The following is a 23,364-nucleotide window of genomic DNA, read 5'->3' as shown; positions in this document are numbered from 1 at the left end:
AATTGAAAATCACAGTCAGCTGTTTTCGTGTATTTTCTAAAAAAAGATACTTTTCACGGATAAAAAAAGAGGTGATTTAATGGAATTTTTTTATTATGATAATCATAAAATAAGTTTTGACAAATTTCTTTCTAAACATGAAAAAGTTTTAATAAAAAATTTTTTACATAAAAAAATTGAAAAATACACTATTCTAGAGATTTTGTCTCAGATCGATGTAAACAAAAGTGAACTTTACAATATTTTAGACAAATTTCAAAAGAAAAATGTAAAAATATATTTTAAGGAGGAAATATATTCCTACATGTTTCTGTCAGGATACGAAGCTACCAGTAATATAGTAAGTCTGCAGTTCAGCGATTTATTAAAGAATATTTCACACATGAATATCATTCCTGACTTTCAGTCTGTGCTGACGTTACAGGAAAAATTTACACTGCGTTTTTTCCTGAAATACTGCCAGGATATTAGTGACAGCAAAAAAATAGATATCTCTGTTGACGATCTAAAGGATTCTATCGAAATAGATTCCTATGCACGGTTTTATGATTTTGAAAAATTTATACTGAAAACTATAGTATCAGATATAGAAGAAAATACTCCTTATATTGTTTTTTATGATAAAATAAAATCCGGAAGCAGTGTTAATAATAAAATAGTAAGCTTAAGCTTTATTATTACAAATAAAAATTTTTATGCCAATTCTAAATTTGCTATAGAACTTCTTGAAAAAACCACACAGTACATAAATTTTAACACTGCAATTACCAAAATTACCGAACTGCTCAGTGTTTACTCCAAGGAAATTATCCTGAAAGGGATTAAAAATCTTGATAAAAACAAAACAATAGAAAATCACCTTGAAAATATAATAAAAGACCAGTTTTTTGAAAACAGCTCACTTTTGCTTCATATAAAAGAAAAAGCAGATAATATTATACTGCTTCAGAAAATACTGTTTCAGGAAATGGGAAAAATAAAGGAAAGCGAAATTTTTGATGATCAGATTATAAACAGCAGATTTAATAAAAAATTCTATATGCTTAATATTGATAAAAAAATCTTTTTTGAAACTAAAACTATCCGAATAGAAATACTGGAGCTTTCAGATAAGTTTTATGATATAAAAATATACAAAAAAACTTAAATCTTACAAAAAATAACAGAATGAATATGAATCTTTCATACCTGCAAAATATAAGGGAAAATAATCTTTTCAAATATATTTTACAGGTTTTATTCAGAACTAAATACAGGACTGTTAAAAACAAAAATTATCTACAGAATAAATATCAATAAACTAAATGTTTTCAGATATTTCAGTATTCATAATTATTTTGTTTTATACAGTCCTGCTATTAATATTTTAGAGGTAACAAACTATTTTAAGTCTTCCATTTTTACTGCCTGCATATCACCGTAATTTACATTTTCCCCGACCATTCCCCAGATGAATGTATAGTTGTGTGTTCCTACACCTGAGTGTATAGACCAGCTTGGAGATATTGCTCCCTGCTCATTCGCAAGTACCAGATGCTTTGTATCATCAGGTTTTCCCATAAAATGAAATACTCTTTGATCTTCCGGAAGATTAAAGTAAAAATATACTTCCATTCTTCTGTCGTGTGTATGGCACGGCATTGTATTCCACATGTTATTAGGTTCCAGTATAGTCATTCCCATTAGAAGCTGACAGCTTTCACATACACTAGGATCTATATATTTATATATTGTTCTTTTGTTTGAAAGCTTTTCATCACCCATATGAGCCGGATTTGCTTTATCTATATCTATTTTTACAGTAGGATATTTTTTATGTGCCGGTGCTGAATTCATATAAAATTTGGCAGGATCGTTTTTATCAAGTGATCTGAAAATAACATCCTTAATTCCAAGTCCCATATACATTCCGTCCTTCGGGTTTAGTGCAAAAGTTTCTCCGTCAAGAACTACCTCGCCTTTTCCGCCTATATTTATAATCCCCATTTCTCTTCTTTCAAGAAAATAATCAGTTCCCAGAGCGTCTCCCACTTCCAGCTTCAGTTCCTTTTCTACCGGGAATATCCCGCCTGCTATTATTCTGTCTACATGTGAATATGTTAAATTTATTTCGTCTTTTCCAAATACTTTTTCTATTAAAAACTTTTCTCTTAAAGTCTCTGTATCATAATTTTTTACGTCATCCGGGTGACTTGCATATCTTACATCCATTTTTCCATTCTCCTTTATTTATTATTTTTTATAATTTATTATTAATTCTATCTTACAAGCCATCCGCCGTCAACAGCCAAAATATGTCCTGTTACATAGTCAGAAGCCTTGCTTGCTAAAAATACAATGCTGCCCATTAAGTCAAACGGTTTTCCCCATTTGCCCGCCGGTATTCTTCCCAGAATCTCTTTATTTCTGCTTTCATCTGCTCTTATTGGCGCAGTATTCGCAGTTTCTATATATCCCGGTGCTATTGCATTTACCTGTATATTTTTCTCTGCAAGTTCATTGGCAAAAGCTTTTGTTAAGCCTGCTACACCATGTTTGCTTGCTGTATACGGAGGTACGAATTTTCCTCCCTGAAATGAAAGCATGGAAGCAACGTTTATAATTTTTCCTCCGCCTTGCTTTGCCATTTGCTTTGCTACATCCTGACTCAGATAATACACGGCATTCAGATTAATGTCCATGACAGCCTGCCAGTCTTCATCCTTATACTCCAGAAGAGGAGCTCTTCTTATAGTTCCCGCATTGTTTACCAGAACATCTATTTTACCGTATTCTTCAATACATGCATTTACTGCTGCTGTTACTTGATCTCTTTTAGTCAGATCTGCCTGAAAAAACTTTACTTTTACTCCTTCAGCTGTGATCAGCTTTTCTGTTTCCTCCCATTCTCTGTCATAAGTCACTATAAACAAATCAGCTCCTGCTGTGGCAAGCGCTATTGCATATCCCTGTCCCAGTCCTGTATTGGCACCTGTAATAAAAACCGTTTTTCCTTTCAATGAGAAAAAGTCCATTGAAAATCCTGTTAACCCTGACATTCCATCATCTCCTTATTGATTTATTTTAAAATATTATTTTTGCTTGAAATAACTGATATTACTTACTTTCTTAAAATAGTTTCGTATTATGAAACTGAATTTCATTTTTATTTTTGTAAAAAAATTTATCTCTTACAATACTAGTATACATCATTTTATGTTTTTTCAAAATAATATATAATATATCATTTTACTTTTTTTGATTTATAAAATATATCATATAAGTAAATTTGTTAACTTATATATATTTTTCACGTAAATACTCAAAATATGCCTATCTTGATAAAATATCAATTATACCTTATAATAATCTTATTTAGAATTCTGGCTGCCAAAAGTTTTAGAAGGAAATAATTTTATGCCATATAAGAGACTTATTCTAATAGGAATTAATTATTCAAAACTACGGTGCCAAAAGGAGGAAGCATGAATAATGCTAATAATGTTTTATCCATTTTAAAAGCATTCGATCTGCTTGAACTGTTGAGCAGATATGAAAATGGACTATCCCTTACGGATCTTTCAAATAATTTAAAATGGAATAAAGCAACTACACACAGAATTGCCAATACTCTTCTTGCAAGAGGATATATTACACAAAATGAGGAAACCCTGAAATATAAAATGTCATTTAAAATATTAAGTCTTGGCAGCAAACTTCTTAATGAAACAAAATTTAACGAAATAGCTGCACCGTTTTTGAAAAATCTTCTTTCTGAAATAAATGAAACAATACATCTGGTATTTCTGGACGGTCTCGGAGTCGCATATATAGATAAGCTGGAACCAAAGGATATGCCTTACAGAATGAATACCTACATCGGCAAAAGAAATCCTCTTTACTCTACAGCCGTGGGAAAAATTATGCTCGCATATAATTATATGGATAATCTTGATGAGATATGGGCGGGATTTGACCTAAAGTCTTATACTCCCAACACCATAGTCTCCATAGATAAAATGAGAGATGAACTAAAAAATATCCTGAAAAACGGATATGCGTACGATAATGAAGAGCAGGAACTGGAAATAATATGTATTGCAGCCCCTGTATTTAATAATCTCGGAACTGTCAACTATGCCGTAAGCGTTTCTATTCCAAAAAACAGATTTAATAAAGAAAAAGAAGAAAAGGTACTGAAATACCTTCTGAAAACTACTTTGGAAATTTCCCAAAATCTGGGCTATTCTCCGAAATAAAATAAAGAGGCTGGACAAAATGCATAATTTTGTTACACCTCTTTTTTATATATTATCTTTATCGGCATTATAATTAATAAATTATATTTTCAGTATACTGCCAGCCTTGATATTTATATTCTGAAAAAATACCTGCACCGAACGTCGAAACTGTTGAAGCAAAAGGCTTTCCTTCCAAATATGTATTTCTGTTATTTTCATTACTGTAATGATATTCTTTATTTTTATCCATGAAGATACTCCCGTAAAAATAAGTCTTACTTGACGTGTATATATACATTCTATAGTGTATCTGCATTTCTTTAAACTCTTTCGGCAATTTTTTCTGAATATTTTTTACATCTTTTATAAAAGCTTCTGTTGGTGCTCCATTCTGTATGCTTGGAACCTGATAAGCAAGCCCGACCTGTATCCCGTTTTGTCCATTCCAGTAATATACCATGAAGTATCCTGAGTTGTCGCAGTATACTTTATTATCTAATTTTGACTCGCTAATGGCATTAACAACAGCTGCAGCCATGGGATCTTTATTTATTCCTGTAAAGAGACTGCAATTAGAAAAAGAAACGACACCAAGAACTAAAAATAATGCTGATAATAATTTCCTCACATTTAAACCTCCGTTTATTTTTAATATTTAATTTTATCATCATTAAATTTATCCGTCAAGCAATTATTAATATGTCTTTACTTACAACATAAAAGAATCCTGTTTATTGTCACTAATCATTATTATTTACTGTATCTCAAGAACATCTCCATAATTCAGTATTTCTCCCGCAAGCCCTTTTGATTCTATTTTCCCAAGCCACTCATAAGGATCCTGTTCTATAAGCGGCATTGTATTATAGTGCATTGGTATATACTTTTTTGCCTTAAGCCATTTTGCGGCTGTCACTGAATCGTCAATTCCCATAGTAAAATTATCCCCTATAGGAAGTATCGCATAATCAATATTATTCATTTCTCCTATAAGCTTCATATCAAGAAACAGCGCTGTATCCCCTGCATGATATATTGTTTTTCCCTCTGCATAAATCAGTATTCCTGCTGCCAACCCGCCATAAAGCATCTGTCCGTTGTCATTTATGCTGGAGCTGTGTATTGCCTGAGTGAATTTTACACTTATAAATTCAAAATCCTTCTTTCCGCCTATCCCTGCGGGAATGACCTTTGCCCCTTTAGATGCAAGCCAGCGTGCCAGCTCAGTTCCCGTTACTATAAGAGCATCATCTCTTAGTGCCAGTTCCACAGCATTTCCTACATGATCTGAATGCGCATGTGTTATCAATATCAGATCCAGCTTTGGAATATCATTAAGAGAAGTGGGATTTTTTGGATTTTCCGTAAGGTAAGGATCTATTATTATATTTTTACCGTTAGTTTCTATAAGGAAACATGACTGCCCCAAAAATTTTATTTTCATTTTGTTACCTCCTGTATTAATATAGCTGCAGACTTACTTTCAGAAAGAAGTTATTATATTAAACGTTTATATTAATTTTATCATTGTACAGATGATTTGTACAGACAATTTATACCTTGCTTAAAAAAAATACTATCAGTCGGGTAACTGATAGTCTCTATATATAAAAAGGTAAATTTTTTCGGGTATTTACTTTTTTCTTATGTTTATTATATGATTAGAGCCTTAGTCCTTGCTTTATTTAAACTTTATTTTTGATTTGACGGTTAATAAAAAAATATTTTCTGCCTTTTCTAAACCCAAATTAGTTTTCTGATTTTCAAATATAATAATTTTACTCAGAAAAAAATATTATGATATGTAATATATTATTAAACATATGATATAATTCCGGATAAAAAAGAAAAGACCGGAAAAATCCGATCTCTTTTTAGTGTAAATATATGAAAGAATCTCCGTAATTTAAATGATTTTTATTACCAGCTTTTATCAGGAACTCTTTTCTTGGTTACATAATTATACTAAAATTTTTTATTACCGTGTTTAAATTCTCTGTTTTTATTATATTCATGTTTTTCTAAAATAACCTTTTCAAGATCAATACCGTAATATTCACAGATATCCATAATTCTGATTACTGTATCTGCCAGCTCAGAAGGAACACCCTCCATCTTTCCGGATTCTGTATAGTAAGTCTGGTTAATCGGAATCCCTTTCCGGTTTTCCTCCAGAGCCTCGGATAATTCTGAATGACACAAAGCTATCAAAGTACCGAATTCTCTTTTTGAATCCCACCATCCATGAGATACCGCATTTTTATGTATTTCTTTTTGTAAGCTGTTAATAGATATCATTTTCTGCCTCCTAAATATTTTTTTCTTGCTTCCCATACTTTGTTTATATAATTAATTATATCTCAATTTCTCACATTTTTCATCAGATTTCCAATATATCCAATTATTTTTCGAACTGTTTTGCTTGTTCTGATAATTGTAAATTCAAAAACAATATTCCATTGAAATGGATAAATGATAAAAATTAGCTCATAAAAATAAAAATTGTTTTTAGAAAAGAATTTTGATTATGTTATAGAAGAAATATGATATAATATAGAGAAAATATCAAGAAATAAGTATTGGAGTATAACATGTTAAACTATTCAGATATAAAAAAATTTGCTTCTAATAAAGCTGTTTTTTCCCGAGGTGAAGATTACTTTTCTTCCAACCGGATAATCAGCCTGAAAAGTACGGATAACTTCGGCTTAAACTGGGAGGGCAGAGTAATCGGCAATGACTCTGTTTATGACGTAACTGTGGGCTTAGATAAAAATTCCAATATTATAGATTATCGGTGTCACTGTAACTGTACCGCTTTTAAGCAGTTCAGCGGTGCCTGCAAACATATTATTGCTGTTCTTATAAAATTAAGGGATCTTCAGGAAAAAAACAGTATTTTACCTGAGCAGGAAAATAATTTCATTTTTCAGGATACGGAAACAGAAGCTGAGAAATATAAAGATGTCGATATAGAAAATATGCTTGATGATCTTTTTCATGAGAAAGCAAAAAATACGGAAAAAAAAGCGAATAAAACACGCTCTGATAATAGTAGCGGTATAAGAGCTGTAGAGCTTCTGATGGATGACTACAAAACTCTGGAAAAAAGCAATTATAACAAAGAGCTTCTCGAATTATCTTTTGAGCTTATTCTTACCAAACTTGATCCTTATCTGGAATACAAGGTGGGCTATTTGAACAAACATAAATATGTGGTAAAAGACATTAATTTTTTCACTACTGCATTAAGAAGAAACAGCATCTTTGAGCTGGGAAAAAATCTTACATGCGATTTTAAAAAAGATCAGTTTGATGAAAAATCAAAAAAAATCATAGATTTCCTGTTTTACTGTGCTGATAAAGAAAGGAATTTGAAAAATATCGTAAAAGGAAATTTTTATAATTCTTATCTCTATAACGGAAAAAAACAATTCCTGCTTCCGGAAGATTTAAGAAGACTTTTTGAGCTTTATGAAAATGAGATAATCTACGTTAAGACAGATACTGCTTCTTATGCCAAAAGCAAAGCTATTATCGTAAAAAACGGACTTCCAAAAGTTGATTTTTATCTTTCCAGAGAAAACGACCAATTGATTTTGAATACTGACGGTGAACAAATCTGGGATTTTGATACACTTGCCAATTCCGGTATATATATTCAGGAAGATACTGCATACCTTACAGATGAGAAAGATAATAAATTTTTGAGACCGCTTTTTAAGATAAATCAGCTGAATTTAACTAATTTTAAAATACCGAAAAATAATGAGGATATCTTTATTAATAATGTTATCCCGAATATCGTAAATAAAAGTAATTTTTATCTTCCAAAATCACTTGTATATGAAGAAAATCATTCTGAACTGGAAACAAAAATTTATATAGAAACACATGCCCAGCATTTAACAGTCCGTATTCATTTTTGTTATGGAGATACAGTTTTTTCTCTTGACGGGACACCGCTGACAAACGGTGATAAAATACAGAAAATAGATCATTCAAAAGAAAACAAAATAATCGAATTTTTTCACAGATACAGAGTAAATTATGAAGATAAATCAGAAAATACAGAAGCCCGTTTTATTATGAATATCGAGCAGGATATCTATGATTTTCTGTTTCGCGGAATAGACGAACTAAAAGAAATAGCAGCTGTTTATACTGATAAAAAAATCGAATCTTCCAGAAATAAGAAAAACTTTGCAATGAATGTATCCTTGGAGGATGACTATCTGAATATAAACTTTGAGATAGAAGATATGACACCGGAAGAAATGGAAGATCTTTATCACAGCTACAGAATCAAAAAACAATTTTACAGGCTGAAAAACGGCAGCTTTGTAAATTTTGAGGATGAAAAACTAAAAAAGCAGCTTGATTCCATAGAAAAGATTTTCCCTGAAAATTCTAAATTTTCCTCAAAATTAACAATTCCCCAATATAAATCTTTTTATATAGATTTATTGGGTACAGAATATTTTGAAGATAAATACACAAAAAGTGAAAGCCTTGAAAACTATATTAAGAAAATAAAAAGTCTTAACGTAGATAAATATGACGATTCACTGCTGGAGAATGTAAAGCTGAGAGATTATCAGAGATTCGGCATACAGTGGATGGAATCTCTTTCACAAATCAACCTCGGCGGAATACTTGCAGATGATATGGGACTTGGTAAAACACTGCAGGTTATTGCACTGCTTACTAAGCTTGAGCTTTCTTCACCTGCTCTTATCATAGTCCCAAAAACACTTTTATATAACTGGGAAGAAGAATTCAAAAAATTCTCTCCTAATCTAAAGCTTCTGATTGTGGAAGGTTCTATTTCCACGAGAAAAAAGCTTCTAAAGAAAACTGAGAATTATGATATTATAATTACTTCTTACTCACTTTTCAGAAGTGATATTGATATATATGAAAAATATACGTTCAGCTTCTGCTTTCTTGATGAAGCCCAGCATATAAAAAATCCCGGCATTAACCTTACCAAGGCTATAAAGTCAGTTAATGCAAAGCACAGATTTGCCCTTACCGGAACTCCCATAGAGAATAATCTCAGCGAGCTCTGGTCTATATTTGACTTTATTATGCCCGGATATCTAGGCAGCCACGGATATTTTTCCAAGAATTTTATGACGCCTATTATGAAACAGAATGATAAGTCTGCACTGGAAGCATTAAGCTTTCATATAAAACCATTTATTTTAAGACGTATAAAAAAGGATGTTCTTCTGGAGCTTCCCCCAAAAATAGAAACAACTCAGCTTTGTGAACTGGATACTGACCAGAAAAGACTCTATCAGTCCCAATTGGAAGTTGCCAAAAAAGAAATTGAGAATGAAATAAAAAATGAGAAATTAAGCAGAAGCCAGATAAAAATCTTCTCTCTGCTTACAAGGCTAAGACAGATATGCTGTCATCCAAAGCTCTTTATTGACAACTATGCACACAGCAGCGGAAAATTTGAAACTCTTTTTGAGCTTTTTGACGATCTGATTTCCGGAAACCACAAAACACTTGTTTTTTCACAGTTTACTACTATGCTGAAACTGATTTCCGGCGAGCTTAAGAAAAAAGGGATTGAACATTTTTACCTCGACGGAAGCATGAAAGCTCGTGACAGACTCGAACTTGTTAATTCTTTTAATGCTGGAAATACTCCGATATTTCTTATCTCGCTGAAAGCCGGAGGAACAGGACTAAATCTTACAGGCTCTGACACTGTAATACATGTAGATCCATGGTGGAATCCAAGTGTGGAAAATCAAGCCTCTGACAGATCACACCGAATCGGTCAGAAAAACAGCGTACAGGTTATTAAATTAATAACTAAAGGAACTATTGAAGAAAAAATAATGAAACTTCAGAATAAAAAGAAAAAACTGATAGACAATGTCCTTACAAGTGAGGGAAGTCTTATAAATACTCTTTCCGAGGAAGATATCAGAAATCTCTTTGATATTTAAAAAAGATTTGTTAATAAACCGCAGAAAATAAATTTCATATATTTACTGCGGTTTTTATTTTATCTTTATTTAAAAAAATGTAATAAAAAAGAAACGGTTTTTCCATATGCCGTTTCCCTATATAAATTACATATCACGCAGTTTTTCTAATTTTTCTTTTAATCTTTCTATTTTATCCTCCTGCTTGGTTATAGCCAGCTCTGCCTTATGTATTTTTTCCAGAATTACTTCTACTTCGTTCTTTTCAGGCTCAGGTCCGTATATTTCCTCTTTTATCTCTTTAAATTTCTGCTTAGGCTCCAGACTGTTTACAATCTCTGTTTTCTGCTCAGTATCAAGATCTTCTTTTTTCATATCGGAAACCAGTCTTACCGGCAGGTCTATAGCCTTTTCCACATGCGTTTCCTCTACCAGATCATATTTATCAATCATTTTACTTACATAATTCTTTTCAAAACCAAGATTTTCAAACCATTTATTAAAACATCCGTCTGCATATCCGCCGAGTATCTTTCTGGCCTCGCTTAGTTTTCTGGCTATTTCGCACAGTTCTTTTGTAACTGCCTCCTGATTGTCGGTTATTGTTCTTTCTATTTCATACAGATAATTTTTATCGGCTTCTTTTATATCGTAAGCTTCAAAGTCAAAACTTCTGTAGACTGTAATTACTTCAGGTGCATTAGCATTATTATCATCATATTCCTGCATTTTAATCTCCCGTTCTTTGATATATTCCGTAATTTTTTTATTTTTTCTAAAATAACATATATTATTTTACTTTATTTTTCCAATATTTTCAACTTCTGTTTGTAATAAAAAAAAGACCGTAAAACGGTCATTTTATCTGTTATTTATCATATTCATTACTTTGCTGTCAACCAGTGTGTATTTGTAAGGATTCAGACTGACCTTTGCTATTTTGAAGCACTGCAGTCCAAGAGGTATCCCTATTACAGTGCACATCATAAGTATACCTGATATTAAGTATCCTATATAAAGCCAGAATCCTGAAAAAATTATCCAAAGTGTACTTGCTATAGGCTTGGGAACTACTGCATTATTCAAATGTTTTCTTTCTACTACTTCTTTCCCGAAAGGTGCCAGTGTAAGTCCTGCCAGTTCAAAACAAGCTCCTGAAAATGGAATTGTTACAATAAAAACTATGCATAAAATTCCGGAAATTACCCAGCCCAGTGCCAGACCAAGACCGCCGAAAAATATCCATATAATGTTTAATAACGTGCTCATAATTCACTCCCTATTTTTATAATTTCGGTAAATTATAGCATTTCCATCATAATTTATCAAATCTTTGTTAATTTTTTATTTCCAGACTGATTCAGAAAAATCAATCTCTGTAAATACAGCATCAAATGTTGATTCTGACGGGCTGCATGCATATATTCCGATATTTATCTCATTTTTAGCTTCAAACAGATGAAATATTCTCATTTGTTTAAAATTAATGCCATCTGCAGAACTTTCCAGACAAAAATCGTTTCCTTTACGGCTCAGACGATAATACATCTCGTTTATATCTGCCTCAATATCAGTAGTTGCCCAATCTGAATAGCCGTTATTTGTCACTACGCTTCCAAGTCTCTGATAAATTTCATTTTCATACTCTATAGATGCTTTAAACCAGTTATCGCTATTCTGATAAATGATGATTCCGCATTGATCATAAACTTTTTTTGAATTAAAAGCAGTTTTTACAGTAAATGAAAAAGCTTCTCTGTCAGTTTCAAAAAGAAAAGCCGGTGCATTATCATTCCTGAAGCCATAATGAGTTCTCTGCCAAAAATCTGTTTTTTCTTCCGTAGTTATAACTATTTTTTCTTTTGAAATTATAAATTTTTTCGGCTTATTAATCCAAAAGCCTTTCTCTGCATTAATATTTTCCATTTTATCCCTCCTTGTAAATTCACATAATTTACAGATATTTACTATTATATAATAATAATATTTCCGCAGTTCTGTCAACCATTACACCTATAAAACGCAAAAAGACGGCAGTGCCGTCTATTTGCCCCAAGTAAAAATACTAAGAAAGAACGAAAAATATTTCAATATACTATATGATATCACTATTTATGTTGATATTAAACAATATATTAATATGCAGCTGATTAAAATATAAAAATAAAGTTTCTTTTTTTATCATTTATTATCATTCATACTGAAATATCCGAAAAATTCCTTTATATTTTATCATTTTATGGAATTTTTTTATATTACTTCTACTCCGTACTGATTTAGTGCAGACATTGTCTTATCATCAGGCTTTATTTCGGTAATTACCCCTTTAAAATCAATAAGATTGGCAAAATTAAATAATCCGTCCTGCTTAAAATACATGCTCGGTGCAAAAAGATATGATTCTTTTGATATGTCCATAATTGATTTTTTAGTATGAGAATCCTCAGAATTCAGTGCTGTAAGGCTTCCGTCATCCAGGTTTATTCCTATGCATCCTATAAAACACTTGCTGCAGCGATATTTACTTATCTGCTCTATTGCCTGAGAACCTATATTACCGCCTGCTAGTGTATTATAATCCCCGCCTATAAAAATAAATTTCTGCTCGTTTGTAGACTTTATCATTGAAGCGAGCAGCGGCATATTTGTGATGATTGTAATATTTTTATTACTGTTTACCAGCATTTTTGCCAATAAATACGAAGTACTGGAAATATCAAGAAAAATAATATCATCATCCTGTATCAGATCAAGAGCTTTATGTGCTATTTCCGATTTAGCCTCCCTGTTACGGTAAACTCTTGTAATTATAAAGTCCTCCTCGTCCACCAGTGTACGTTCAAGCTGGATAGCTCCCCCGTATGTACGTTTAAGCTTTCCGTTTTTCTCTAAAGACTGGAGATCTTTTCTAATCATGCTTTCGCTTATATTAAAAGTTTTGCTTAATTCCTTGACATTTACTTTTCCTTCTTTGTTAAGCATATCAAGAATTACTTCATGACGTTCTTCTATAAACATACATATGCACTCCCATTTGTTATCATTTTATTTATATTATCATAAATCGAGAATAAATTCAACATTTTTTCAGAAATTCGCTTGACAATGATAATAAATCATGGTATATATTGATAATAAATGATAACGAATAATATCAATCGGTAACGAAAGGAGGTAGATATTAGAAATCCGCTGTTGTCAATTATCAGAATCAGTCAGAACTAAATTTTCTGCCGAAATATCTCTACACATCTTCATTCAAAAACATATGATTTTCATCATCCTTACGGTTAAATAACTGTACAGCTCTTCGAAGACAGTACCGGTCTGTACTAATAATCCATGCAGTCTAATACTGCAAATAAAATATCAATCCTGTGATTTTATAAGCCGGTTGTAACGGATAACTGCTGTTTATTACCAATTAGACAAAATTGTAACTTTTTCTGTTTGATAAAACAGAAACTAACACAGCTCTGGATTTACAAAACGACATCATAGTGTTTCACAAGCTGCTTATAGCATAAGAACTTGAGAAAGAAGGAGACGTTTATGAATCAAGAAAATCAAATTAAAATCAAAATCCAAAAATTTGGAGCATTTTTAAGCGGTATGGTCATGCCTAATATCGGAGCATTTATTGCATGGGGACTCTTAACAGCGCTTTTTATCCCTACAGGCTGGTTTCCTAATGAAAGACTGGGAAGCATGGTCGGTCCTACACTGAATTATTTAATGCCGGTTTTAATTGGTTATACCGGCGGCTGGGCTGTATACGGACGAAGAGGAGGAGTTATCGGTGCTATTTCGACAATGGGTGTTGTCATAGGTGCTGATATCACTATGCTGATCGGCGGAATGATTATGGGACCGCTGGGTGCCTGGATAATGAAACAGGTTGATAAACTATATGAAGGTAAAGTCAAACCCGGAATGGAAATGCTCGTTGATAATTTTTCCATGGGAATAGTCGGACTTATTATGATGATATTTGGCTTTGTAGCTATTGAGCCCATTATTTCTGTTATATTAAGCGTAATGACTGTCGGCGTAAATTTCCTTATTAATGCTAAGCTATTGCCATTAACAGCATTATTTGTCCAGCCTGGCCAGGTATTATTCCTGAATAATGCTATTAATCACGGTATCATGACACCTATTGCAATAGAACAGGCTGCTAAATTTGGAAAATCAGTTATATTTCTCGTAGAGGCAAACTGCGGATGCTGGTTTGGTATCACACTTGCCTTTATGTTCTTCGGAAAAGGCATGGCCAAAAAATCTGCTCCCGCAGCCGCACTTATTATGTTTTTCGGCGGTATCGGAGAAGTTGTATTCCCTTATGTATTAAGTAAGCCAAAAACATTGCTCGGAGCTATACTCGGAAACATGGCATCGCTGTTTATCCTTACCACTTTTAACGGCGGAACCGTAGCTGCTGTTGCAATGCTTGTAGCTTCTTTCTTCCTCATGAGGGACAAAACAGAAGATTACGAAACAGAAGCTGCCTTAAACACAGAAGGTGTCGGAGAGCCGGCAGATACCCTGGAAACAATGACTCCATCTGGAAATATCGAAAATATTATATTTGCATGTGATGCAGGTATGGGGTCAAGTGTTATGGGAGTTTCCGTTATGAAAAATATGCTGAAAAAAGCCATGATCTATAAAAATGTCGAGCATGTATCCGTAGCTGAAATTCCGGAAAAGGCTGACTTAATAGTTACCACAAAATCCCTTGAGGGAAGAGTCAGGGATGTTATAAAAAAATACAATAAGGATATTCCTGTTTTTGCCGTGGATAATCTTATGAATAATGCAGAATATGAAAAAATAATAGAATATTTAAAAACACTGTCTTAGGTTAATAACTGCTGAAAAATATGCAGTTATACGGAATATACCGGTATAAACAGCAGTTTTCAGACCATAGTATTATGAAAAAGTTATCTGCAAAGGGAGGTAGTATGTGTAAAAGTATAATATGTGAAGAAAATATAGTTTTACAGGCTGAATTTGACAATAAATGGGATGCTATCAGAGCCTGCGGGGAAATATTGGTAAATCAGGGCTATGTCGCCGAAGAATATATTGATGATATGCTGGAGAGGGAAAAAGTAGCTACAGTACACATCGGCAATCATCTGGCAATTCCCCACGGAATTGCCAATTCCGAATGCCACATCTTTCATTCTGGAATTTCATTTATACAAATTCCTGACGGGGTATCTTTTGGCGAAGATACCGCCTATCTTATGATAGGTATTGCAGGAAAAGACGGAACACACATTGATATATTGAGCAACATTGCCCTTGCATGCTCTGAACTGGAAACTATTGAAATATTACGTCACACAAACGATAAAAATCTTATTATTAACACATTTTCAAATATGGATGTTTAAAATATCAGACTGATTCAAATATGGATGTTTAAAATATCAGACTGATATAGAGTTTATAAAAAATAGGAGGAATATAAAATGTTAGTAAACATGAGAGAAATTTTGGATATTGCGGAAAAAGAAAGATACGCCGTTCCCTGCATTAATACACCAAATATGGAAACTCTGCGTGCTGTGGTAGATGCAGCAGAAGAGCTGAATACACCTGTAATCATAGATCATGCACAGGTTCATGATTCAGTTATTCCTATTGAAAAAATAGGACCGGAAATGGTCAAATATGCCAAACAGGCAAAAGTACCCGTATGTGTACATCTGGATCACGGAGTAGATTTTAACTTTGTTATGAAAGCTATCAGGCTTGGATTTTCTTCTATTATGTATGATTGCAGCGCATTGCCCTTCGAAGAAAATATGAAAAATGTAAAAGATTTTGTCAGAATCGCAAAAGAACTTGATATAACCGTGGAAGCCGAACTCGGCGTTATGGCTTCTTCCGCTGAAGATACACACGGAGATGCAGAATCAAGAGTGCTGACAAATGAAGATATAAAAGAGTACTTTACAGATCCTGAGGAAGCAGGAAAATTCGCAAGGGAAACAGGCTGTGACGCTCTGGCTGTCTGCTTTGGTACAATGCACGGTATATATGCCGAACCGCCTGTACTTGATATTGAAAGAGTAAAAGAAATCCGCGCTGCTATGCCGGATAACTGCAGAATAGTTATGCACGGAGCATCAGGAGTAGAATTTGATCAGGTTCAGCGTGCTATTGATGCCGGCTGTTCCAAAATAAACTATTATTCATACATGTCAAAAGCTGCTGTTAAATTTGCAGAAGAAAAAATCAGAGAAACAGAAGGTAAAATTGGATATCACGAATTGCAGGAGGCAGTTTACGGTCTGATGAAAGAACATGCGAAAGAAGTCCTAACAGCATTTAGAAATGGAAAATAGATGGAGGTAATAACAATATGGATATTAAAAAAATGCGCTTTGGTATGCTGAAAGCTAAGGGAGTTACAGAAATAAGGGAGAGAGCCCTTCCTGAAATGGGAGAATTCGACGTGCTTATAAAACAGGAAACCTGCAATATCTGTACTACAGATTACGGTCAGTTTTCAGGTTTAAGGGAACATCAGGGATATCCTATGGCCGGGGGACACGAAGGGTCAGGAATTATTATAGAAAAGGGAAGGAAAGTAAAGGGATACGAAATCGGAGACAGAGTTGCCCTTTTATATGATGCCTGCGGGCGTTGCGACATGTGTAAATCCGGACAGGAAGGGCGGTGCGCTGACGCTGATATTCTGGATAAATTTTCGGAAGACGGATACAAAGGATTTTTTGGATTCGCTGATTATATGGTAGTACCAAGCAGAAGAATTGCCAAAATAAATAAAGATCTTCCTTCAGCAGAGGCCGGATTTCTTGAACCCTTAGCCACAGTAGTAAAAGGGGTAAAGCTGGTCAAGGCAAAACCAAATGAAACTATTGCAGTTATAGGCGCAGGAACTATGGGGCTGTTAAATGCCCTCACATTAAAAGCTTATGGATGTAAAGTTATTCTGACAGAAAGTTTTGATAATAAACTGGAAAATGCTAAAGCTCTTGGTTTTGATGTTATTGATATAAAAAAAGAGGATCCTGTAGAAGGTGTAATGAGACTTACTAACGGTAAAGGAGTGGATGCAGTAGTTGTTGCTGTGGGTAATTCTGCAGCAAATAATCAGTCTGTAAAAATGCTGAAAGAAGCTTACGGCAGAATCCTAGTTTTTGCTGCAGGATATCCCGAGCCAAATTTTGACATCAGCTCTAATCTTATACATTACAAACGTATGGAAATCATAGGAACTTTTTCAGCAGACTATATAGACTTTATGGATGCTGCCGAACTGTTAAATTCAGGAGCAGTTAAGGTCACTAATCTCCTTGAGTCTAAAACCTTTAAGCTGGATGACTTTAAAGAAGCACTGGAATACGCTTCTATTCCTGGAAAATACAGGGTTACAGTAGAACTATAAATTATAAATTCTATATCATTCAGAATAACTATAAAAATATTTTGAGTAATTTATTAAAACAGACATATTTTATGAAGCTGTCTTAAAAATTTTACTTTAAGACAGTTTCCATAAATATATATTTTCATATATCCTCTCTCATTTTTTGAGTCTGATATTATATATTTATTAATGTTAATTTTTATATATCAAGTATTTCTGTTAAAAGTTTTTTGCATTATTTGAGTAATTATAGTGCAAAATTAGATTTTATATTTTCTTTGTTTTCCAGAATTTTGGGGTAATATACTAATGTAGAAAATATTGTACTCAGCTAAAATAAATTTTTATTAAAATCATTGGGAGAAATTATTATGAAAAATTTAGTAAAAAAGATTATCCGTACTTTACTTGATGTTCATGATTATATGACAGCCGATGAACTTGCAAGAATAGTGAATGTCTCCGTAAGCAGCATTAAACACAATATTAAAGATGTTCGTGAAGAATTAAAAAAATACGATATCGAGCTGCTCAGCATCCCGCGAAAAGGTTTTTGCCTTGATATTGACAACAGCCAAAGGGCTCTGACACTTCAGGAAATAGATAATGCTAATTCTCCTGATTCGTTTTCATTCAGAAAAAATTACATTCTTGATACCCTGTTTCAGTATAACTCCGTTTATACAATTCAGCTTTTCGCAGATGAGTTATATGTCAGCCGCAGTATTATAAGAAAAGACCTGCAGTATATTACGAATATTTTGGAAAGACATGATCTCACGCTAATGAAAAAAAGAAATTATGGAATTGTAATTGAAGGTAATGAATTTAACATCAGACAGGCTATGATCGAACATAATATAAAAAAATATTCAGTTTCAGATTCTTTTGAATTACCCGAGGATCTGGACAGACGTTTTGACAGCAAAAAGTACTCCTATTTCAGAAATACTTATGAAAATATTGATATGTCAAAAATACTGACTGCTGTCCAGAAGCTTGAAGAAGAATTGGACATTACATTTTCCGATGATTCTTTCTATCAGCTTTTGGAATATATTATAGTCAGCCTCATAAGAATGAAAAATGAGAAATTTATCACCAGTCAAAAACCTGAAAGCTCCCTTGAGTTAAATGAATCATGTTTTACTGCAGCCCGAAACCTTTTCAACAGTATAGTCAAAGCAGAAACAGCCGGTCTGGAGCTGGAAAGCACCTATCTGGCTGCAAGGCTTATGGTTTACCGCACATGTACCAGCAATATTTTATCCTCAAATAAATATTATAAAAATATAGCAAAAAAATTCATTTCAGGTATAGGAGGTGTTATCGGAGAAACAACTCTCTCTCAGAAAAATCATCTTATAAGAGATATAGCCGCCTTCTACGAAATTATAAAATTCCGGAATGATTATCAAATAATAACCTGGAATGATATACACCATGACATAAAGGAAAGGTTTGCAAGTCTTTACGGCATGTGTCTTGCACAGCTTCATGATATCGAAGATGAGCTTAATGTTGACTTTACACAGGATGATGTAGCATGGATTGTTCTTCTCCTGCATAACACTATTGTTGAAACTGTAAAATCAAAGGAAGCTGTTCTCATTACCGCCTCTGATAAACAGACTTCCAGATACATGGCCAATAAGCTGATGGAAAAAATTATGGGACTTGATGTAAAAGAGATAAGTCACTATAAAAATTTCAAAATGAAAAAATCACTAAAGCCTCCTCTCATTATTACCACAGTAGCACTTAATATCAATAATTCCGCATTCATAAGTAAAGAGGTCAATGAAGATGATATAGAACTTATACAAAAGAAAATAGGAGAAAAATTTTATGATGAAATTATTTCAAGCAATATTTTTGAAGAAGTGTTTCACAGAGAACTTGTATTATGTGACCTATATGCCAAGGATAAAAAAGATGCCATTTCCAAAATTTGCAATCTGATGATGGAAAAAGGCTATGTCAGCGAAGGCTTTGAAGAAAAAGTACTGGAACGTGAAAATAAAACTCCTACTTCTATCGGTTCACAAATAGCAATACCGCATGTTTTCAAAGACTGTGTCAAGAAAACGGCAATTGCAGCAGTAAGATTAAAATATCCCGTTTTATGGTGCGGGGAAGATAAAGTCAAAATTATACTGCTCATGGCACTTGATATAAATTCCAAAAATAAAATGAAAAAATTACTTCAAAAACTCTATACTTTTATTGATAACCCGGAAAAACAGGTACATTTACTTGACGTAGAAAATTCTGAGGAAATGTTTCAGGTTCTATTAAAACAAAGCTGATCTTCCGGCAATTCCGATCCGATTAATCTTAATACTCTCTGCTCCCCAAATATCGGCATTATGGTCTTAATAAAAATATATAGTTTTTAAACATTATTAATTTATACAATTTTCTCAAACGACAGTATCAAAAAAATAATTTATAAAGGAGATAAGAAATATGGCAAAATTAATGGAAATTATGGGTAAATTCCCATTCGAACCTGACAAGAAAAAACCTATGTTAATCAGAAAGCAGGATTACTCTATGGCTCTTTATCCGCCGAATAATGCATTCACCAGCGATAACACATATACTATTGTTACTACAGATACTTTTATGCTGGGAATATATGAATTAGGACCAGGCGGGGCATTTGATCCGCTTGATATTCACCCAGGTGATGAAACTTACTATATTCTTCAGGGTCCTATTGTACAAAGAAGCGGAAATGGTCAGTTCGCATACCTTGAAACTGGTGACGGACTTTACATGCCTGAAGAAGCATGGCATAAAGCTCATAATTTTTCTGACAAAACAGCAAGAGTTCTTTATTTTATTACTCCTAAAGCATGGGGCGAAAATATTCCGCCTGCTGTTATCCCTACTGATTCAGAAACTAAATTTTATAAAGGACCTAATAATGATAATCTTCCTGATATGAGAGGAATCATAAAGGATTTTGCAAGACAGGGGTGTACTGATGATATAGGAGCATGGCCTGTAAGCGGACCGGAAGCAAGAAAAGCTCCTCAGGCAGTATATGCTGTAAGAGACGGAGATAAACTTAATAATGTTCACGGCACTGCACATCCTATGCTGATGAGATTCATATCAAGCAATGATTATGGTCACATGGGTGAATTTATACTTCCTGCCGGCGGATACGGACCTCGTTGCTCAGATCCCGATATACACAAAGGAGACGCTGCATTATATTGTGTTGACGGACCGGTAACTGTTAATCTTGTGGATATGGAGGAATCTTTTCAGATAGAGCCTGAAGATACTTTCTTTATTCCTGCCGGAATCAAGTATCAGCTGGTAAACTTTCAGAATCATCCTGTAAAATTAGTCTTTGCCATAACTGATTTATGATCTTCTTTACGCTTTAGTTAAATTTATTCAAATGTGAGGTGTTTTTATGTATTTTAAATTTGGTGTAGACAGTTTTATATGGGCAGAAAAATTTAGTGAAAAGGATCTATGGATTATTCCCAAAGCAAAGGAACTTGGTTTTGAAGTTATTGATTTTGCTATAGCAGACCCATTTTCTTTTCCTGTTAAAGCTGTAAAAGAAAAGCTGGAAGAAGTAGGAATTGACTGTGTATGTACTACTACTCTCACTGCTGAAACAAATCCGATTTCGCCCGATCCGGAAATAAGAAAAAATGCAGCAGAAGCTATGAAAAAATGTGTTGATATATGTGAAGAACTGGAATCTCCTATTTTGGGCGGGGTTAATTATGCAGCATGGGGTTATCTCACAAAAAAGCCGCGAACAGAAGAAGAATGGAATTGGGCTGTAGCTAACATGAAAGAAGTGTGTAAATATGCCAAGGAAAAAGGAAATGTCATTATCTGTGTAGAATGTGTAAATAGATTTGAAACCCATTTTCTGAATATTGCAGAGGACGCAGTTAAATTCTGTAAAGATGTTGGTTATGATAATATAAAAGTTCATTTAGACTGTTTCCATATGATAAGGGAAGAAAAAAACTTTACCGAAGCAGTTAAAACATGCGGAAAAGAATATCTGGGATATATTCATGTAAATGAGAATGACAGAGGTATTCCCGGAACAGGGCTTGTTCCGTTCAAAGAATTCTTTCTTGCTGTTAAAAATATAGGCTATGAAGGTCCTCTTGTAATAGAATCATTTGATCCAAGCTTTGAAGAACTGAGCGGCAACTGTGCTATATGGAGAAAATTTGCCGATACAGGCGAGGAACTTGCTGTCAAAGGACTTAAAAATCTGAAAGAAATAGCCGAAACTATTTAATCATAAGAAGGAGATTAATATGAATATTGCATTAGGCTGTGATGAGGCCGGCTTCGATCTAAAACAGATCATAGCTGCTAAATTAAAAGAGCTGGGGCATAGTATAGAAGACTATGGCTGTTATGATAAAAATCCTGTTTTATATCCTGATATCGGAAGAAAAGTGGCAGAAGCAATAGCCGGCGGAAAACATGAAAGAGGAGTTTTAATTTGCGGTACAGGTATAGGCATGTGTATTACTGCTAATAAAATCCCGGGTGTCAGTGCAGCAGTTTGTCATGACAGTTTTTCGGCAGTCCGTTCAAGATGTTCCAATAATGCACAAATTATGTGTATGGGTGCAAGAGTAATAGGAAATGAACTGGCAAAACAGCTGTTAGAAATCTGGCTTTCAAATGATTTTTCAGGCGGAGGCAGTACAGACAAAGTAGAAATGATTAATGAAATAGAAAAAATTTACCGCCGTTGATTTTTTTAGAAAGGGGTATTATGACAAGAATAGTTAATAATCCGGATTTTGTGGTAGAAGATATGTTAAAAGGATTTATAAAAGCAAATAAACATCTTGTAACAGCCACTGAAAATTCGAGAGTAATAAAATATATAAATGCACCTGTAGAAGGAAAAGTAGGAATTGTTACAGGCGGTGGTTCAGGACATAAACCTGCGTTTATCGGTTATATAGGAAAAAATATGTGTGATGCTGTTGCTGTAGGTGAGATTTTCTCTTCTCCTACTGCAAATGCTTTTCTTGATGCAATATCTGCTGCTTCTTCCGGTAAAGGTGTTGCCTGTCTTTATGGAAATTATGCAGGCGACAATATGAATGTAAATATGGCAATAAGAAAAGCCAAAGCACTCGGGATAGAAGTAAAAACCGTAGTTGCAAATGACGACTGTGCTTCTGCAGGAAAAAGTGAAAGAGAAAAAAGAAGAGGTGTGGCAGGAGAAGTCTTGATGTGGAAAATAGGCGGTGCCAAAGCTTCACAGGGTGCTGATCTTGACGAAGTAATTAAAGCGGCTCAAAAAGCTATTGATAATACAAGATCAGTGGGTATAGGTACTGCTCCATGCACTATTCCTGCCGTAGGACATCCGAACTTCACTATAGAAGCAGGAATGATGGAAGTCGGAATAGGACATCACGGTGAACCCGGTATAGCTGTAGAGTCATTAAAAAAAGCTGACGAAATAGCCAAAAAAATAACTGATATTATTCTTCCTGATCTGCCTTTTAATTCCGGCGACGAAGTTGTGGTTCTTCTTTCAGGGCTTGGTGCTACGCCTGTTATGGAACAATATATAGTTTATAATAAAGTAGACAGTATTCTTAGGGAAAAAGGCATAAACATATATAAAGCATATGTAGGCAACTATTTTACATCACTTGAAATGATGGGTATAACTCTTACTGTTATGAAACTGGACGACGAGTTAAAAGAACTAATTGATATACCTGTAGAATCCGTAGGATTAACACAGTTTGGGAAATGA

Annotated in this window: 21 protein-coding genes; 12 read left to right on the top strand and 9 right to left on the bottom strand. The window is 33.7% G+C overall.

Features of this window, described 5'->3' with window-relative positions; translation table 11 throughout:
* Positions 1 to 304: 304 nt before the first annotated feature.
* Positions 305 to 1,147: a replication initiation protein gene (locus tag STERM_RS03295; protein ID WP_341872147.1), complete on the top strand. Its 843-nt coding sequence runs from the start codon at positions 305 to 307 to the stop codon at positions 1,145 to 1,147.
* A 233-nt stretch (positions 1,148 to 1,380) separates the two neighbouring features.
* Here STERM_RS03295 and kduI read toward each other — a convergent pair whose 3' ends face one another.
* Together kduI and kduD are read right to left on the bottom strand one after the other, a co-directional pair.
* On the bottom strand, positions 1,381 to 2,211 hold the full coding sequence (gene kduI / locus STERM_RS03290; RefSeq protein WP_012860138.1) for a 5-dehydro-4-deoxy-D-glucuronate isomerase: 831 nt from the start codon (positions 2,209 to 2,211) through the stop codon (positions 1,381 to 1,383).
* Between the two features lie 47 nt (positions 2,212 to 2,258).
* Positions 2,259 to 3,038 (bottom strand): 2-dehydro-3-deoxy-D-gluconate 5-dehydrogenase KduD, encoded by a 780-nt coding sequence (gene kduD / locus STERM_RS03285; RefSeq protein WP_012860137.1) that lies wholly within the window; start codon positions 3,036 to 3,038, stop codon positions 2,259 to 2,261.
* 426 nt (positions 3,039 to 3,464) lie between these two features.
* Between kduD and STERM_RS03280 the strand changes: the two genes are divergently transcribed.
* Entirely contained in the window at positions 3,465 to 4,238 is a 774-nt protein-coding gene (locus STERM_RS03280; protein ID WP_012860136.1) for an IclR family transcriptional regulator, read from the top strand.
* Between the two features lie 73 nt (positions 4,239 to 4,311).
* Here STERM_RS03280 and STERM_RS03275 read toward each other — a convergent pair whose 3' ends face one another.
* The 3 genes from STERM_RS03275 to STERM_RS03265 form a co-directional block, all read right to left on the bottom strand.
* Entirely contained in the window at positions 4,312 to 4,848 is a 537-nt protein-coding gene (locus STERM_RS03275) for a hypothetical protein (protein ID WP_012860135.1), read from the bottom strand.
* A 126-nt stretch (positions 4,849 to 4,974) separates the two neighbouring features.
* On the bottom strand, positions 4,975 to 5,664 hold the full coding sequence (locus tag STERM_RS03270) for a metal-dependent hydrolase (protein WP_012860134.1): 690 nt from the start codon (positions 5,662 to 5,664) through the stop codon (positions 4,975 to 4,977).
* A 521-nt stretch (positions 5,665 to 6,185) separates the two neighbouring features.
* The gene (locus tag STERM_RS03265; RefSeq protein WP_012860133.1) at positions 6,186 to 6,518 is read right to left on the bottom strand and encodes a nucleoside triphosphate pyrophosphohydrolase family protein; all 333 of its coding nucleotides are present in this window, start codon (positions 6,516 to 6,518) and stop codon (positions 6,186 to 6,188) included.
* A 293-nt stretch (positions 6,519 to 6,811) separates the two neighbouring features.
* On the opposite strand from STERM_RS03265, the gene STERM_RS03260 reads away from it, so the two are divergent.
* A complete protein-coding gene (locus tag STERM_RS03260; RefSeq protein WP_012860132.1) occupies positions 6,812 to 10,189 on the top strand; it encodes a DEAD/DEAH box helicase in 3,378 nt (1,125 codons plus the stop codon).
* Between the two features lie 126 nt (positions 10,190 to 10,315).
* Here STERM_RS03260 and STERM_RS21035 read toward each other — a convergent pair whose 3' ends face one another.
* The 4 genes from STERM_RS21035 to STERM_RS03240 form a co-directional block, all read right to left on the bottom strand.
* Complete coding sequence (locus STERM_RS21035) at positions 10,316 to 10,897, bottom strand: hypothetical protein (RefSeq protein ID WP_012860131.1); 582 nt, start codon at positions 10,895 to 10,897, stop codon at positions 10,316 to 10,318.
* A 132-nt stretch (positions 10,898 to 11,029) separates the two neighbouring features.
* Complete coding sequence (locus STERM_RS03250; protein ID WP_012860130.1) at positions 11,030 to 11,437, bottom strand: YccF domain-containing protein; 408 nt, start codon at positions 11,435 to 11,437, stop codon at positions 11,030 to 11,032.
* Positions 11,438 to 11,512: 75 nt separating this feature from the next.
* Positions 11,513 to 12,094: a DUF1349 domain-containing protein gene (locus STERM_RS03245; protein ID WP_012860129.1), complete on the bottom strand. Its 582-nt coding sequence runs from the start codon at positions 12,092 to 12,094 to the stop codon at positions 11,513 to 11,515.
* Between the two features lie 324 nt (positions 12,095 to 12,418).
* Positions 12,419 to 13,186, bottom strand: coding sequence for a DeoR/GlpR family DNA-binding transcription regulator (locus STERM_RS03240; RefSeq protein WP_012860128.1), 768 nt, complete (start codon positions 13,184 to 13,186; stop codon positions 12,419 to 12,421).
* Positions 13,187 to 13,720: 534 nt separating this feature from the next.
* On the opposite strand from STERM_RS03240, the gene STERM_RS03235 reads away from it, so the two are divergent.
* The 9 genes from STERM_RS03235 (at position 13,721) to STERM_RS03195 (ending at position 23,364) form a co-directional block, all read left to right on the top strand.
* Positions 13,721 to 15,031, top strand: a complete 1,311-nt coding sequence (locus tag STERM_RS03235; RefSeq protein WP_012860127.1) for a PTS transporter subunit EIIC — start codon at positions 13,721 to 13,723, stop codon at positions 15,029 to 15,031.
* 104 nt (positions 15,032 to 15,135) lie between these two features.
* A complete protein-coding gene (locus STERM_RS03230) occupies positions 15,136 to 15,573 on the top strand; it encodes a PTS mannitol transporter subunit IIA (RefSeq protein WP_012860126.1) in 438 nt (145 codons plus the stop codon).
* Positions 15,574 to 15,651: 78 nt separating this feature from the next.
* Entirely contained in the window at positions 15,652 to 16,530 is an 879-nt protein-coding gene (locus tag STERM_RS03225; RefSeq protein ID WP_012860125.1) for a class II fructose-bisphosphate aldolase, read from the top strand.
* Between the two features lie 17 nt (positions 16,531 to 16,547).
* Positions 16,548 to 17,597 carry a zinc-dependent alcohol dehydrogenase gene (locus STERM_RS03220; RefSeq protein WP_012860124.1) on the top strand — a complete coding sequence of 350 codons (1,050 nt, stop codon included), beginning with the start codon at positions 16,548 to 16,550 and terminating at the stop codon, positions 17,595 to 17,597.
* A 353-nt stretch (positions 17,598 to 17,950) separates the two neighbouring features.
* The gene (locus tag STERM_RS03215; protein WP_012860123.1) at positions 17,951 to 19,888 is read left to right on the top strand and encodes a BglG family transcription antiterminator; all 1,938 of its coding nucleotides are present in this window, start codon (positions 17,951 to 17,953) and stop codon (positions 19,886 to 19,888) included.
* 160 nt (positions 19,889 to 20,048) lie between these two features.
* The gene (locus tag STERM_RS03210) at positions 20,049 to 20,966 is read left to right on the top strand and encodes a cupin domain-containing protein (RefSeq protein ID WP_012860122.1); all 918 of its coding nucleotides are present in this window, start codon (positions 20,049 to 20,051) and stop codon (positions 20,964 to 20,966) included.
* Between the two features lie 46 nt (positions 20,967 to 21,012).
* A complete protein-coding gene (locus tag STERM_RS03205) occupies positions 21,013 to 21,870 on the top strand; it encodes a sugar phosphate isomerase/epimerase family protein (RefSeq protein ID WP_012860121.1) in 858 nt (285 codons plus the stop codon).
* Between the two features lie 19 nt (positions 21,871 to 21,889).
* Positions 21,890 to 22,339, top strand: a complete 450-nt coding sequence (rpiB, locus tag STERM_RS03200; protein WP_012860120.1) for a ribose 5-phosphate isomerase B — start codon at positions 21,890 to 21,892, stop codon at positions 22,337 to 22,339.
* Positions 22,340 to 22,359: 20 nt separating this feature from the next.
* Positions 22,360 to 23,364, top strand: a complete 1,005-nt coding sequence (locus STERM_RS03195) for a dihydroxyacetone kinase subunit DhaK (protein WP_012860119.1) — start codon at positions 22,360 to 22,362, stop codon at positions 23,362 to 23,364.

This window comes from Sebaldella termitidis ATCC 33386, assembly GCF_000024405.1.
Classification (GTDB): domain Bacteria; phylum Fusobacteriota; class Fusobacteriia; order Fusobacteriales; family Leptotrichiaceae; genus Sebaldella; species Sebaldella termitidis.
Note: the sequence above shows the minus strand (reverse complement) of the source record. Positions and strands in the feature narration are given on the sequence as shown.

What these genes read in the sequence shown, in the direction of transcription:
- STERM_RS03215 (WP_012860123.1), top strand. Translation starts at nt 17,951, where the DNA reads ATGAAAAATTTAGTAAAAAAGATTATCCGTACTTTACTTGATGTTCAT.
- STERM_RS03295 (WP_341872147.1), top strand. Translation starts at nt 305, where the DNA reads ATGTTTCTGTCAGGATACGAAGCTACCAGTAATATAGTAAGTCTGCAG.
- STERM_RS03260 (WP_012860132.1), top strand. Translation starts at nt 6,812, where the DNA reads ATGTTAAACTATTCAGATATAAAAAAATTTGCTTCTAATAAAGCTGTT.
- STERM_RS03280 (WP_012860136.1), top strand. Translation starts at nt 3,465, where the DNA reads ATGAATAATGCTAATAATGTTTTATCCATTTTAAAAGCATTCGATCTG.
- STERM_RS03270 (WP_012860134.1), bottom strand. Translation starts at nt 5,664, where the DNA reads ATGAAAATAAAATTTTTGGGGCAGTCATGTTTCCTTATAGAAACTAAC.
- STERM_RS03230 (WP_012860126.1), top strand. Translation starts at nt 15,136, where the DNA reads ATGTGTAAAAGTATAATATGTGAAGAAAATATAGTTTTACAGGCTGAA.
- STERM_RS21035 (WP_012860131.1), bottom strand. Translation starts at nt 10,897, where the DNA reads ATGCAGGAATATGATGATAATAATGCTAATGCACCTGAAGTAATTACA.
- STERM_RS03210 (WP_012860122.1), top strand. Translation starts at nt 20,049, where the DNA reads ATGGCAAAATTAATGGAAATTATGGGTAAATTCCCATTCGAACCTGAC.
- STERM_RS03225 (WP_012860125.1), top strand. Translation starts at nt 15,652, where the DNA reads ATGTTAGTAAACATGAGAGAAATTTTGGATATTGCGGAAAAAGAAAGA.
- STERM_RS03245 (WP_012860129.1), bottom strand. Translation starts at nt 12,094, where the DNA reads ATGGAAAATATTAATGCAGAGAAAGGCTTTTGGATTAATAAGCCGAAA.
- STERM_RS03220 (WP_012860124.1), top strand. Translation starts at nt 16,548, where the DNA reads ATGGATATTAAAAAAATGCGCTTTGGTATGCTGAAAGCTAAGGGAGTT.
- STERM_RS03235 (WP_012860127.1), top strand. Translation starts at nt 13,721, where the DNA reads ATGAATCAAGAAAATCAAATTAAAATCAAAATCCAAAAATTTGGAGCA.
- rpiB (WP_012860120.1), top strand. Translation starts at nt 21,890, where the DNA reads ATGAATATTGCATTAGGCTGTGATGAGGCCGGCTTCGATCTAAAACAG.
- STERM_RS03240 (WP_012860128.1), bottom strand. Translation starts at nt 13,186, where the DNA reads ATGTTTATAGAAGAACGTCATGAAGTAATTCTTGATATGCTTAACAAA.
- STERM_RS03265 (WP_012860133.1), bottom strand. Translation starts at nt 6,518, where the DNA reads ATGATATCTATTAACAGCTTACAAAAAGAAATACATAAAAATGCGGTA.
- kduD (WP_012860137.1), bottom strand. Translation starts at nt 3,038, where the DNA reads ATGTCAGGGTTAACAGGATTTTCAATGGACTTTTTCTCATTGAAAGGA.
- STERM_RS03205 (WP_012860121.1), top strand. Translation starts at nt 21,013, where the DNA reads ATGTATTTTAAATTTGGTGTAGACAGTTTTATATGGGCAGAAAAATTT.
- STERM_RS03250 (WP_012860130.1), bottom strand. Translation starts at nt 11,437, where the DNA reads ATGAGCACGTTATTAAACATTATATGGATATTTTTCGGCGGTCTTGGT.
- STERM_RS03195 (WP_012860119.1), top strand. Translation starts at nt 22,360, where the DNA reads ATGACAAGAATAGTTAATAATCCGGATTTTGTGGTAGAAGATATGTTA.
- kduI (WP_012860138.1), bottom strand. Translation starts at nt 2,211, where the DNA reads ATGGATGTAAGATATGCAAGTCACCCGGATGACGTAAAAAATTATGAT.